The sequence below is a fragment of the Metabacillus hrfriensis genome (assembly GCF_030127205.1).
In the GTDB taxonomy this organism is placed as follows: domain Bacteria; phylum Bacillota; class Bacilli; order Bacillales; family Bacillaceae; genus Bacillus_P; species Bacillus_P dongyingensis.
The window spans coordinates 4005366-4017311 of record NZ_CP126116.1 but is presented as its reverse complement, the minus strand read 5'-3'; the positions used below and the strand labels follow the sequence as shown (position 1 = coordinate 4017311).

The 11946-nt window shown below is 41.5% G+C and carries 14 protein-coding genes; 9 read left to right on the top strand and 5 right to left on the bottom strand.

Going from position 1 to position 11946, the window contains the following annotated elements:
* Position 1 precedes the first annotated feature (1 nt).
* From nikB to purU, 6 genes are all read left to right on the top strand, one after another.
* Positions 2-946, top strand: a complete 945-nt coding sequence (gene nikB, locus QLQ22_RS19975) for a nickel ABC transporter permease (protein WP_284015401.1) — start codon at positions 2-4, stop codon at positions 944-946.
* Positions 947-972: 26 nt separating this feature from the next.
* On the top strand, positions 973-1797 hold the full coding sequence (gene nikC, locus QLQ22_RS19970; protein ID WP_223443615.1) for a nickel transporter permease: 825 nt from the start codon (positions 973-975) through the stop codon (positions 1795-1797).
* A 20-nt stretch (positions 1798-1817) separates the two neighbouring features.
* Positions 1818-2837, top strand: a complete 1020-nt coding sequence (locus tag QLQ22_RS19965; protein WP_284015400.1) for an ABC transporter ATP-binding protein — start codon at positions 1818-1820, stop codon at positions 2835-2837.
* A 1-nt stretch (position 2838) separates the two neighbouring features.
* Positions 2839-3603, top strand: coding sequence for an ABC transporter ATP-binding protein (locus QLQ22_RS19960; RefSeq protein ID WP_284015399.1), 765 nt, complete (start codon positions 2839-2841; stop codon positions 3601-3603).
* Positions 3604-3723: 120 nt separating this feature from the next.
* Positions 3724-5028: an MATE family efflux transporter gene (locus tag QLQ22_RS19955; RefSeq protein WP_284015398.1), complete on the top strand. Its 1305-nt coding sequence runs from the start codon at positions 3724-3726 to the stop codon at positions 5026-5028.
* A gap of 130 nt (positions 5029-5158) precedes the next feature.
* Positions 5159-6010 carry a formyltetrahydrofolate deformylase gene (gene purU, locus QLQ22_RS19950; RefSeq protein WP_223437462.1) on the top strand — a complete coding sequence of 284 codons (852 nt, stop codon included), beginning with the start codon at positions 5159-5161 and terminating at the stop codon, positions 6008-6010.
* A 61-nt stretch (positions 6011-6071) separates the two neighbouring features.
* On the opposite strand, the gene QLQ22_RS19945 is transcribed toward purU, so the two are convergent.
* Together QLQ22_RS19945 and QLQ22_RS19940 are read right to left on the bottom strand one after the other, a co-directional pair.
* Entirely contained in the window at positions 6072-6197 is a 126-nt protein-coding gene (locus QLQ22_RS19945) for an FbpB family small basic protein (protein WP_223437460.1), read from the bottom strand.
* A complete protein-coding gene (locus tag QLQ22_RS19940) occupies positions 6194-6364 on the bottom strand; it encodes a Fur-regulated basic protein FbpA (RefSeq protein WP_223437459.1) in 171 nt (56 codons plus the stop codon). Before QLQ22_RS19940 ends, QLQ22_RS19945 begins: the two co-directional genes overlap by 4 nt.
* Before the next feature lie 250 nt (positions 6365-6614).
* Between QLQ22_RS19940 and rpsN the strand changes: the two genes are divergently transcribed.
* On the top strand, positions 6615-6884 hold the full coding sequence (gene rpsN, locus QLQ22_RS19935; RefSeq protein WP_275976719.1) for a 30S ribosomal protein S14: 270 nt from the start codon (positions 6615-6617) through the stop codon (positions 6882-6884).
* A 36-nt stretch (positions 6885-6920) separates the two neighbouring features.
* Here the strand turns inward: rpsN and folE2 are convergent, their stop codons facing one another.
* Positions 6921-7823 (bottom strand): GTP cyclohydrolase FolE2, encoded by a 903-nt coding sequence (folE2, locus tag QLQ22_RS19930; protein ID WP_223437455.1) that lies wholly within the window; start codon positions 7821-7823, stop codon positions 6921-6923.
* Positions 7824-8039: 216 nt separating this feature from the next.
* Between folE2 and QLQ22_RS19925 the strand changes: the two genes are divergently transcribed.
* Positions 8040-9047, top strand: a complete 1008-nt coding sequence (locus tag QLQ22_RS19925) for a permease (RefSeq protein ID WP_284015397.1) — start codon at positions 8040-8042, stop codon at positions 9045-9047.
* Between the two features lie 19 nt (positions 9048-9066).
* Complete coding sequence (locus QLQ22_RS19920; protein ID WP_284015396.1) at positions 9067-10038, top strand: TIGR03943 family putative permease subunit; 972 nt, start codon at positions 9067-9069, stop codon at positions 10036-10038.
* 44 nt (positions 10039-10082) lie between these two features.
* Here the strand turns inward: QLQ22_RS19920 and QLQ22_RS19915 are convergent, their stop codons facing one another.
* Together QLQ22_RS19915 and ytzI are read right to left on the bottom strand one after the other, a co-directional pair.
* Positions 10083-11435 (bottom strand): S8 family serine peptidase, encoded by a 1353-nt coding sequence (locus tag QLQ22_RS19915; RefSeq protein ID WP_284015395.1) that lies wholly within the window; start codon positions 11433-11435, stop codon positions 10083-10085.
* A 284-nt stretch (positions 11436-11719) separates the two neighbouring features.
* Entirely contained in the window at positions 11720-11878 is a 159-nt protein-coding gene (gene ytzI / locus QLQ22_RS19910) for a YtzI protein (protein WP_223437449.1), read from the bottom strand.
* Between the last annotated feature and the right edge of the window lie 68 nt (positions 11879-11946).

Sequence of the window (11946 nt, the reverse complement as noted above, 5' to 3'; positions counted from 1 at the left end):
CGTGCTTCTTCTTATAAGAAAAAGATTTCTTCAATTAGTGATGGTAATCTTCCTTTTATCTGTTTTTACATTCAGCTTAATGAAGCTTGCTCCGGGTGACCCGGTTCTGTCCATTCTGAATGCAGATGAAATGATGGTGACACAGGAGGATCAGGCAAGGCTCCGTACGGAACTTGGCTTTGATCAGCCTCTTTATAAACAATATGGACAGTGGATGCTTGGAATAGTGAAGCTTGATCTTGGCACATCTTATATGAGCGGGAAGCCTGTGTGGGATGAAATGATGGATCATTTGCCGGTCACCCTGCAGCTTACTGCTTTCGCCCTGCTCGTCATGGTGTCTATTTCAGTTCCGCTTGGGATTCTTTCTGCCCGTAATCCAGGCAAATGGCCTGATCATATCAGCAGAGTGTTTGCTCTTATTGGAGCATCTATTCCAAGCTTTTGGCTTGGCTTGATGTTTATTTACTTTTTTGCTTTCAAACTTGGGCTTCTTCCTTCTGCAGGGATTGGAACATTTCCTCAAATGATCTTGCCCTCCCTGTCCCTCGGACTATCTTTGGCAGCAGTTTATTCAAGACTCATCAGGGCAGGACTGCTTAACACATTTTCGGAAGACTACGTTCAAGCAGCTCGGGCAAGAGGAGTGAAGGAATGGAGAATCCTCTGGTTTCATGCCTTTAGAGCAGCGCTTCTTCCGGTCATAACGGTCTTTGGATTAAGCATGGGCAGCCTGCTTGGAGGTGCGGTGGTCATAGAGATCTTATTTTCATGGCCAGGCCTTGGCAGCATGGCTGTTGATGCAATTTTCAGCCGCGATTATCCCCTTATTCAGGGATATGTTCTTTTAACGGGTGTTTTTGTTGTTGCTGTGAATCTGCTTGTAGATTTATCCTACCAGCTTATTGATCCTAGAATAAATCAGGAAAGGGGGAAGACTGGTTGAAGGTCTCTTTAACTTGGAAAAAGAATATGCGGGGTGCTTATAGAATGAATTCAGCAACGATGACATGGATAGGGATCATCTCTCTATCTATCATTGTCCTTATTACTCTTCTTGGACCAATCCTTGTACCGAATGATCCTTTAACTGCGAATATGGCAGAGCGTCTTTCCCCGCCAAGTTTAACTCATCCTCTAGGGACGGACCACATGGGCAGGTGTATCTTTTCAAGACTTGTTATCGGATCTCAAGCTACACTCGGCATAACCTCCCTTGTTATTGCAGCCGTAGTTTTAATCGGCATTCCATTTGGTTTGCTTTCAGGATATATAGGAGGTCGGATTGATACATTGATAATGAGGCTGGCAGACGGTCTGGCTGCACTGCCTGAATTTATTTTAGCCATTGCCATTGCAGGCTTTCTGGGTCCGAGCTTAGTTAATCTTATGATTTCGGTCGTACTTGTGAAATGGATCAGCTACACAAGAGTAGTAAGGGGCATTGTTTTATCAGAACGTGAAAAGGAATATGTGTTGGCAGCTAAGGTTGGAGGATGTCCCGCATGGAAAATTATCATTAGGCATTTGCTTCCGCAAATTCTGTCACCAGTTCTTGTGCTTGCAGCACTTGATGTAGGGAAAGTCATTCTGATTATTTCCTCTCTCTCCTATCTTGGACTTGGCGCTCAGCCTCCTGCACCGGAGTGGGGTGCGATGTTAAATGACGGCAGGCCATATTTTCAAACTTTTCCTGAAATGATGGTATATCCAGGATTGGCCATTTTTCTTGTAGTATTGTCCTGCAATTTAATTGGAGAAGGTTTAAGAGACAAGCTGGATGTTAAGAGCATCTAGATTTGGGAGGCGGAAAAAAGATGACTGAAGTCATGGAACTTGAAAGAATCCAACATATAGACACATCGAGAGCTGATCAGGCTGTTCTTCTTGAAATAAGGGACCTCTCTATTTCATTGCGTTTGAGTGAAAGAAAGCTTGTGGAAAAGGTGAATCTGACTTTAAAGCGCGGGGAAATGCTCGGACTTGCGGGTGAAAGCGGAAGCGGAAAAAGCTTAACTGCTCTGGCTGTTTTAGGATTGCTTCCTCCTGAGCTTTATGTTGCTGAAGGTTCAATCATGCTAAACGGCAAAAAGATTACATGCCTTTCCGAAAAGGAATTGAGAGTCCTGCGCGGCAGGGAAATTGGTTATATCTTTCAGCATTATCAGGGAAGCTTTACTCCTTTTATAAAAATTGGCAAGCAGCTTGTTGAAGCAATTAGAAGCCATTTTGAACTAACTAAAAAAGAAGCTAAAGAAAAAGCCCTTATGTGGCTTAACCGTGTACAGCTCCCTGCAGAAAGAATCTTTGGAAGCTACCCCCACCAGCTTAGCGGCGGCCAGCTTCAAAGGGCTTCCCTTGCATCAGCGCTTATGCTTGAACCTTCCCTTATTATTGCTGACGAGCCGACAACAGCACTGGACGTGCTTGCAGGGGAAGCTATTCTTGATTTATTCGCACAGCTTCAGCATGACCTGTACTGCAGCGTTTTGCTGATTTCTCATGATTTGAAGCACTTGTTAAAAAGAACAGATTCTATGGCCGTTATGTACGGGGGACAAATTGTCGAAAAGGGATTGACGGATACCATCAAAAACAGATCCATCCATCCATATACAAAGCTTCTGCTGAATGCAAGACCTGTATTGAGCCGTGAGCAGCCAAAGGAATTAACTGCAATTCCGGGAGATCCCGGACTGGTTGCCGGTGACGGATGTTCGTTTGCGTTAAGATGCCCTTTGGCTTTTGAACAGTGCAGGTCCGTTCCAGCATTAGAGGAAGCAGAGATCTTGCATTTTGCAGCTTGCCATGCAGCATGTGATCGGAGGCATGAATGAAATGCTAGAAGTTAAAAACGTATCGAAATCCTATCAGTTAACGCTAGTTTTAAAGGATATTTCCTTTCAAATGGCCCAAGGCGAATGTCTTGGGCTCATTGGCGGAAGCGGAAGCGGGAAGAGCACGCTTGCAAAGCTGATATTGGGAATTGCACAGTGTGATGAAGGTGAAGTTATTCTAAATGGTGCTGATTTTCAGAGTCTAAAAAAAGGTGAGCTGAGAAGGGCAAGACGTCATGTGCAGGCTGTATTTCAGGATCCTTCAGCTTCCTTGAATCCAAAGCTTCGTATTTGGAAGTCAATCATCGAACCACTCGAAAATTACCCGGATGCAGTCCCTCCTTTTTTGATAGAGGTTAAAGCGGACAAAAGAAAGATGGCAGAAATCCTTCTGAGTAAAGTAGGCCTGCAGCAGGACTTAATGAACAGATATCCTCACCAGCTTAGCGGAGGTCAAAGACAAAGAGCCGCAATTGCAAGAGGAATCAGCCTTCAGCCAAGTCTGCTCATCTGTGACGAGCCTACATCCAGCCTGGATGTGTCGATACAGGCCCAGATTCTGAATCTCCTCAGAGAGCTGAAAAATGAATTTAATATGTCTTACCTGTTTATTTCTCACGATATGGCAGCGGCTCGATATATGTGTAATCGGTTTGCTGTCCTTAAAGAGGGTTCACTTGTTGATCTTTTTTCAGCAGATGACCTTTTTGGAGTGAATCGTCATCCCTATACAAGGAAACTTATTGCAGCTGCAATGGAAAGCTGAAAGCAGAACAGCGGCTGAATCCGCTGCTCATGTATGATTCTTGATTATTTACAAAGTTTTGCTGAAATCCCTTATCAAAAGGGATTTTTTATTTCAGATAACAAAGTAGAGGTGTTTATTATGAATCATAAAAAATATATCATGCTTGCTATTCCCCTTACTCTTTCTGCGATGACTACACCTCTTATTGGAGCTGTCGATACGGCTGTAGTCGGACAGCTCTCTGATCCAGCTTTTATAGGAGGAGTGGCGGTAGGGGCTGTTGTGTTTAACACGATGTACTGGCTTTTCGGATTCTTGAGAGTCAGCACTTCCGGCTTTACGGCACAGGCACACGGAGCCATGGATGAGAAGTTAATGACTCTCAGTCTGGTTAGGCCTTTGATCTTGGCGATATCTGTCGGCATTCTATTTGTCCTTTTTAGAAATCATATTTCTGACCTTGCCATGACAATCATTGAACCCGCTGATGGGGTCAATGATTATGCGCTGCAATACATTGATATCCGAATATGGGGTGCGCCATTTGCATTAATTCAATATGTTATTCTTGGCTGGCTGATGGGTTTGTCGAGAATTAAAGAGGCTTTCTATTTGCAGATAGGGATGAATGGAATGAATATCATCCTGGATATCCTGTTTGTTCAAGGATTTTCATGGGGAGTGCAGGGGGTTGCGGCCGCAACTCTGATAGCGGAGGTTTGTGCGGTCATCGTTGGATTTTTCCTGATCATCAGCAAAAAGAGCTTTTCCTTTACATCTCGCGAATTAACAGAGATATTCGCATGGAGAGAAGTTCTGACTATGCTTTATGTGAATCGGGATTTATTTATTCGGACTGCCTGTCTACTGATTATGTTTAACCTCTTCACAAAATTTGGCGCTTCTTTCGGGACAGAAATGCTCGCTGCAAATGCCATTTTAATTCAGATTCATTATTTAATGGCTTATTTCTTTGATGGGTTTGCAAATGCTTCAAGTATCCTGTGCGGGCGGGCAATCGGATCCAATGATAAGAAGGATTTTTCCAATACCTTATCCCTTTCTTTTCAATGGTCAATTTACACAGCACTCTTTGTCACATTCATTTATCTTTTGTTTAAAGAAGCACTTATTCGTTTGTTCACCAGAATAGAACCAGTTGCAGATCTTGCTTCGGAATATGGTAATTGGCTGTTAGTATATCCTGCAGCAGCTGCCTTTGGTCTTGTTCTTTATGGAGTGTTTACGGGTGCTGCTTCTGCTGCGCCTGTGAGAAATTCCATGATCTATTCGTTGTTTGTATACCTGATTGCTTTATGGTCTCTTTTGCCTATTTATGAAAATCATGGCTTGTGGCTCTCTTTTTTATTGTTCGGCATAGGGAGGTCTCTTTTCCTGATCATGTATATTCCTGGACTGAAAAAAAGAATCCATGCTCTTTAAACCTTAAGAAAATACCCAGACTGTAAAATCATTCGGTTGCGATGAAGCAGCTATTTCTGTATACTGTTCTCATTGTTTGTACATATGTCCGCATAAGAGATACACAATGCGGATTAGGAGGAAGCTTATCATGATAGGAAGATTATTGATTTCATGTGAGGACCGGCCTGGAATTGTGGCTGCGGTCTCACGTTTTTTGGCAAATGAGGGAGCCAATATTATTCATTCGGATCAGCATTCAACAGATCCTGTAGGCGGTCTGTTTTTTATGAGAATCGAATTCCAGCTGCTTGGGATTGAAGATAAGATTGAGGAGATCAGAACCCGATTTGAAAAAACAGCAGAACCGTTTCATATAAAATGGCGCATGTCCTGTGCCAGCGATAAAAAGAAAATTGCCATTTTTGTTTCTAAAGAAGATCATTGCCTGCAGGATCTTCTTCAGCGTTTCCGGCTTGGAGAGCTGTCTGCGGAAATCTCAATGGTAGTCAGCAACCATGATGATATGAGAGAAATTGTGAAGCCATACGGCATTCCGTATCATCATATACCTGCAACAAAGGATACTAGGGAGGAAGCGGCTAAACGCCATCTTTCTTTACTTGAAGAAGCCCATGTGGATACAGTTGTGCTTGCGCGTTACATGCAAATCATACCGCCTGTTATGATTGAGAGGTATAAAAATCAAATCATCAATATTCATCATTCGTTTCTCCCGGCATTCGTCGGCGGAAAACCGTATAATCAAGCATATGACCGCGGTGTGAAAATCATCGGTGCTACTGCGCACTATGTAACAGAAGAGCTAGATCAGGGTCCGATTATCGAACAGGATGTCGAACGTGTCAGTCACCGTTATCAGATTAAGGATTTAAAGAGAATTGGAAGAGATGTCGAGAAGCTTGTTCTTTCAAGAGCGGTTGGCTGGCATTTAGATGATAAAGTGCTCGTTTATGAAAACAAGACTGTCGTGTTTCCATAAGATAATGATTCATGCAAAAAATCCGCTATGTGCGGATTTTTTGCGTTTGATGCAGAGGGGTCTATTTCTTCACACTCTGCTTTAAATCAATTTTTTCGTATACTTTATCAAGCAGGATTTTGTCATTTAAAATGGTTTGCTTATTTTCTTCAACCAGTTCCTTAAATGATTTTTTTTTAATTCTCATCCGTTAATCCCCTTTCGCTGCATTCTGTCGCTGAATTCCTTTTCAAGCTTAGATTCGCAGAGCTCATAAAGCTGGCCTTCTGCCGTTCTATATATCCCCATATCAAGCAGCTGTTCAATTAATTCATTTTTCCTTGATTCAGCAGCTCCATGAATCGTTGTTTTCATAAAGAAAAGTTCACCTCAATATAAATGATCATGATAATCATTCTCAACTAAATCATACTTGCTTTTAGTAAGCAAAGCAAGTTCTTCCAAAATTCTTATAGGCCGAAAATGGTTCCTATTATATATATCACCAAATGAAAAAAACAAAACCAGAAAATTTGTTTTTAAAGAAAAGATGGTTTATTATATAAATAGTAACCATTACGATTTATTTTATCATAACATCCTGATAAATGAAAGGAAGAGGAGATTGGCTAGGAAAGCAAAGGCAGTGAAAGAACGGAAACGACAGGCAATGGTTGAAAAATATAGAGAACTAAGAACACAGCTGAAAGAGGAGGGGGATTTGGAGGCTTTAAGGAAGCTCCCGCGTGATTCCTCCCCGACTCGCTTGAAGAATCGCTGTGAAATCTCAGGAAGGCCGAGGGGATATATACGCAAGTTTAAGCTTTCAAGAATTGCTTTTAGAGAATATGCCCACAAAGGACAGCTCCCGGGAGTGAAAAAAGCTAGCTGGTAGGGAAAAGGCGGGTGATGCATGATCACCCGCCTTTTACTATTTTCGATAAGAAAGCTCGGCAACTGCATCATGTAGATGAATGGATTCTTCATTTCGGCATTCGACATGAAAGGCAGCCGCAAAATCTAGCTCATAAAGGTCTGCTGCTACTAATCGCACCATATCTTCTACGAAACGAGGATTTTCATAGGCTGTTTCTGTTACCATTTTTTCATCAGGACGCTTTAGGACGGGATGGATCATGGCACTTGCATTTGTTTCTGCTGCAGCAAGCAGCGCTTCTTTCCAGTCCTGTTCCTCGCGAAAGTCTTTTGTGAATTCTACATCCATCGTGATAAACCCGCGCTGATTATGGGCACTGTATTCACTGATTTCTTTTGAGCATGGACAAAGAGTTGTTACGGCGCAAGTAAGCTTTGCGCTGGATGTGAACCCTTTTCCTTCTTCATACTTAATTTTTAAGCCTGCCGTTGCATGGTTCAAGCCGGCAAGCTCAGAGCTTGGTCCCTTTCGCTCATAAAACCATGGAAAGGTAACTTCTATTTCAGCATCCTTTTGTTTAAGGCGTCCGGCAAGCTCTTTTGTAAAATCATACAGCTCTGTTAGTGAAAGAGTGAAACCTCCATTTAATCGGTACTTCTCAAGCTGCTCTGTAAATCGGCTCATGTTTGTGCCTTTAGCTTCATAAGAAATGGATGATGTCATTTTAAAGGAAGCAACGGTCGTTTGTTCCTTTGGACTTAATGAAGATATGATACGAACGGGATATTTCACATTGCTGATTCCAACTGCATTTATATGAAAAAGAAAATCTTTTTTTGAATTTTGCAGATCTGGCATTTTGTCTTTTTCGGTGGGTTTCGTCTTTAAACCTGGTTCAACGGAACCAAAGAGTCTATGTCTCTCTTTTTTCGGCGGTAATGTTATCTCTCTAATCATGGATGATCTCCTCTCAAGTGCCTCAATAATAGAGAGTATACTTTACAAAGATAGGTAACGGCAATTAAAAATGTTTAAAATAGAAGTGTTAAGGCAAGTATCACGAATGATTTTCACAATTCGGCAAGAATAAATTTTTCACTGAATTTGCATAATTTAAGGACAAGTCCCGTATGATATAATGCTAGAAGAAAAGAATAGGATTGGAGTTTTATGATGAAAAAACCAGCCTCTTCTATTGTGAAAGAGTCATTTGCTCTTGCATTAATAGGATTGTTTATTTATCTTTTTATTTTCATAGATTTCGGAGATTTTCAGATTGATGCACCAAAAGCATTTCTGAATTTGAATACCATTTTCTTAAGTATCGTGCTTGAGGCCATCCCTTTTATTTTGCTTGGTGTTTTTGTATCGGCTCTTATTCAATCGTTTGTATCAGAGGAGATGATTCAGCGGTTTCTGCCGAAGAACGCAATTATTGCTCTTTTTCCCGCGGCCCTGCTCGGCATTATTTTTCCTGTTTGCGAGTGTGCGATTGTCCCAATCGTCAGACGCTTAATTAAAAAGGGGATGCCCCTTCATGTCGGAATTGTCTTTTTAGTTGCCGCTCCGATATTAAATCCTGTCGTCTTTGCATCTACATATTATGCTTTCCAATCTTCAAAAGAAATTGTTTACGGCCGGATGGGACTCGCATTTGTCGTTTCCATCTTGGTTGGATTCGTTGTGTATCTACTTTTTAAAAACCGCGATCAGCTGAAGTGGACAAGAGAAGAATTGGTTGGAAGAAGTGCAGGAGCAGAGCCTGTTAAAGGCGGGAACAAATTTAAGGAAACACTTTTCCATGCAAGTGATGAGTTTTTCGAAATGGGAAAATATCTGATTCTGGGAGCATTTATTGCGAGTGTTTTCCAGACATTCTTGGATCGGTCTATGCTTGCAGAACTAGGTTCGAGCTACTTTTTATCACCAGCAATAATGATGGCATTCGCTTATATTCTCTCGCTTTGTTCAGAAGCTGATGCGTTTGTTGCCGCTTCATTCGGAGGAACATTCACACCAGGCTCGCTGCTTGCTTTTCTCGTGTTCGGTCCAATGGTCGATTTAAAGAATACAATCATGCTGTTTGCCTTTTTCAGAGTGAAGTTCGTTGCAGCATTTATCGGGATAGTAACGGCTGCCGTTTATGTGTCCGTCTTAGTGTACCAGCAGTTTATATTATAAAGGAGGGAATCCTAAAGCAATGGAAAAACAAAGAGATTACCGTTTTCACATCTACCTGCGCGGAATTATCTTAATGGGGTTTACGATGCTCCTATTTAAGCTGATCATAACGGGAGATATTCAAAATTTTATTGCTCCCCGCATGCTGCCATTTATCTATTTTGCAGTGATCATCTTTTTGCTTTTGGGTGTTGTGCAGATTTGGAGAAGCGGCAGTAAAAATGAAGAAGAATTATACTGCAATTGCGGCTTTGATCATTCGGGGAAAAGTACGCCGATTCAATCGATTATGATCTATTCCATGTTTGTTTTCCCGGTTGTGACCGGTTTTGTCTTCCCTGATGTGGTTTTAGACAGTTCGATTGCCGCAAAACGCGGTTTTAAATCAGGGTTAAGCGGGTCTCAAGAAACGGCAAAAAGAGAAGAGCCTCCAATGGATGAGGATTTAGCCGAGCTTTATTTACAGGATCCTGATGAATATATGAAGCAGCTTGAAGAGAGGGTTCAAGAAAAATCTCAATCGCCGGAATCCAGTCCAGATGTGCCTCTTGAACATCCAGACGAATTCCAAATCCAAGCTCCTCCAGACGGGTTCTATGAAGAGCTGGAAGCAAAAATGCTGAAAATGAAAAAAATTGTTTTAACAGAAGAGAATTACATTGCCATGACAAACATTATGGATAAAAACCCTGAAAAGTTTGCCGGTAAGGAAGTAGAAATGCTCGGATTTGTTTATCGGGAAGAAGACTTCAAAGAAGATCAATTCGTGGTAGCACGATTCGGACTATCGTGCTGTGTTGCCGATGCATCTGTATATGGAACGCTTGCTTCGATTGATGATGGAGAGAAATATCAGCAGGATGAGTGGGTGAAAGTCTCCGGTATCATTAAAAGTGTGCAATACCAGGACTGGGTTCTTCCTAATGTAGAGATCCAATCTATTGAAAAAATTGAGCAGCCAAAAGAACCTTATGTGTATGAGAAATATTAATAGAAAAAACCAGCAGGATTTTAATTTCCCTGCTGGTTTTTATCTTATTTTAGAGCATTTACAGCATTGATTAATCCATGACCTGCTTCACCATCATATCCATTTTTAAATAAATCGATAGAAGAAGATTGAACAATGTGCTTTACTTGAGCCGGAGAGAGCTGATCCTTTCCATGCTTTGCGATGATAACTCCTGCAAGTGCAGCTGCTTTAGGAGCTGCCATTGATGTACCTGCTTTGTAGCCGTATCCTCCAGGTACAGTGGCTAAACATAGATAAGTATTATCTCTGCCTGCCCCGGTACTTGGATTGTAATTCGGCCCTAAATCACCGCCTGGAGCAATCACGTCAATTTTCCCGAATCCATAGTTTGAGTAGAAAGCCAAGTTTTTAAGCTTTCCGCCAGCTGAAACACGAATCATGCTCTGGCTGCTCGGGCTTCTGTGAGTAGATCCATTATCATCACCAGAGAGTTTGCCCGGACTGCTGATATCAACTGCGTTGTTGCCCGCAGAGCCTACAACTGTTACGCCTTTTTGAATGGCATACTTAATTGCACGATTAAAGAGCTGGACATCAGCAACGATATCTTTAGTAGCGAACTCAGGATTTTGGTACCAGTCGTAACCGCCCAAGGACATGTTTACTACATCTACATTATCATCAGCAGCAGCCATAAGGGCTTCAGCGATATGAGCGGTTTCAGCTCCTCCTGTTGGTCCAAATACACGGTATGCAGCTACTTTTAAATCAGGCCCGACACCCATTGTTCTTCCTTTAGCTGCAATCGATCCGGCAACGTGTGTGCCATGTCCGTTTTCATCTTTAGGATCTGTAAGACCCGGTACAAAAGATTTTCCGTATGCGTAGTTTTCTTTTAAATCAGGGTGAGTATAATCAATCCCTGTATCAATGACGCCTACTACAATATCTTCTCCGGCAGCTGCTTTTCCAGTACCGCCTGGAAGTTTCCATGAGGCGCCGTTGTCTGTAACCTGCTTAATATCCCATTGAAGCGTCTCATACAGATCTGCTTGTACTGTTTCAGCTTCCTGGAGCGTTAATTCTGCTTCAACTGCAGGTGTCTCAGGGTACAACTTGTTCTGAATGCCTGCCTCAGCAATCTGGGAGGATTTTTTAACTTCTGTTAAAAATTCAGGATTTGCAGAAGTAACTTCTACTGCACCAACATGTTCAAGCGTGCTGCTTATTTTTCCTCCAGCATCTTCTACTAATTTTTTATACCCAGACGGTAAATTAGCCTCGTTTTTGAAGATAACTATGTATTTTTTCTCAAGTGTCTGAGCCTGTCCTGTTTGTGCAGCCCCTGCAAATACGGCAGAACCACAAAGTGAAATAGTCAAGATGCCTGCAAAAATAACTTTCTTCAATGTCATTATTTATAACCCCCTTTGTTTTCTTAATTTTCATTATATTATAAAGAATATGGGAAAAATGAATATTATTCGTCATATTTCTTGCTCTTGAGGCGGTTGAATAAACCTATTGCTATAAGATTATTATCCATTTTGAAGGATTTGGAAAACAGTAGTGACTTTTAGGCTGCAAAGGATGCTGTTTAATATTGAGCATGGTCAATCATTTTGTCGAAATGATCGTCCTTTTATCATGATTTCTTTTTAAATTCCAAAAAAAAATACGCCTGATCATGTCAGACGTTTTACTTGTTATGTTGTTTAGAATCTGATTCCTGTGTGTTTTCTTCTTTATGAAGAGGATCAATCTTATGCTCGTATTTATAAGCTTTTGACGTAGTCAGAACACTAAGCACCAGCACAATAATAATAATAATAATGCAGATCGCAAAAATATAAAACATGTGATAATCTCCCCCTGTATACCATAATTGTATCAGAAATCCGACAGTAAGCTGTTTTATTTTTTCTT

Bases quoted from the DNA above. Each gene is read 5' to 3' on its own strand.
- purU (WP_223437462.1), top strand. From the start codon at position 5,159: ATGATAGGAAGATTATTGATTTCATGTGAGGACCGGCCTGGAATTGTG.
- QLQ22_RS19955 (WP_284015398.1), top strand. From the start codon at position 3,724: ATGAATCATAAAAAATATATCATGCTTGCTATTCCCCTTACTCTTTCT.
- QLQ22_RS19940 (WP_223437459.1), bottom strand. From the start codon at position 6,364: ATGAAAACAACGATTCATGGAGCTGCTGAATCAAGGAAAAATGAATTA.
- QLQ22_RS19960 (WP_284015399.1), top strand. From the start codon at position 2,839: ATGCTAGAAGTTAAAAACGTATCGAAATCCTATCAGTTAACGCTAGTT.
- QLQ22_RS19925 (WP_284015397.1), top strand. From the start codon at position 8,040: ATGAAAAAACCAGCCTCTTCTATTGTGAAAGAGTCATTTGCTCTTGCA.
- QLQ22_RS19915 (WP_284015395.1), bottom strand. From the start codon at position 11,435: ATGACATTGAAGAAAGTTATTTTTGCAGGCATCTTGACTATTTCACTT.
- QLQ22_RS19945 (WP_223437460.1), bottom strand. From the start codon at position 6,197: ATGAGAATTAAAAAAAAATCATTTAAGGAACTGGTTGAAGAAAATAAG.
- QLQ22_RS19965 (WP_284015400.1), top strand. From the start codon at position 1,818: ATGACTGAAGTCATGGAACTTGAAAGAATCCAACATATAGACACATCG.
- ytzI (WP_223437449.1), bottom strand. From the start codon at position 11,878: ATGTTTTATATTTTTGCGATCTGCATTATTATTATTATTATTGTGCTG.
- folE2 (WP_223437455.1), bottom strand. From the start codon at position 7,823: ATGATTAGAGAGATAACATTACCGCCGAAAAAAGAGAGACATAGACTC.
- QLQ22_RS19920 (WP_284015396.1), top strand. From the start codon at position 9,067: ATGGAAAAACAAAGAGATTACCGTTTTCACATCTACCTGCGCGGAATT.
- nikC (WP_223443615.1), top strand. From the start codon at position 973: ATGCGGGGTGCTTATAGAATGAATTCAGCAACGATGACATGGATAGGG.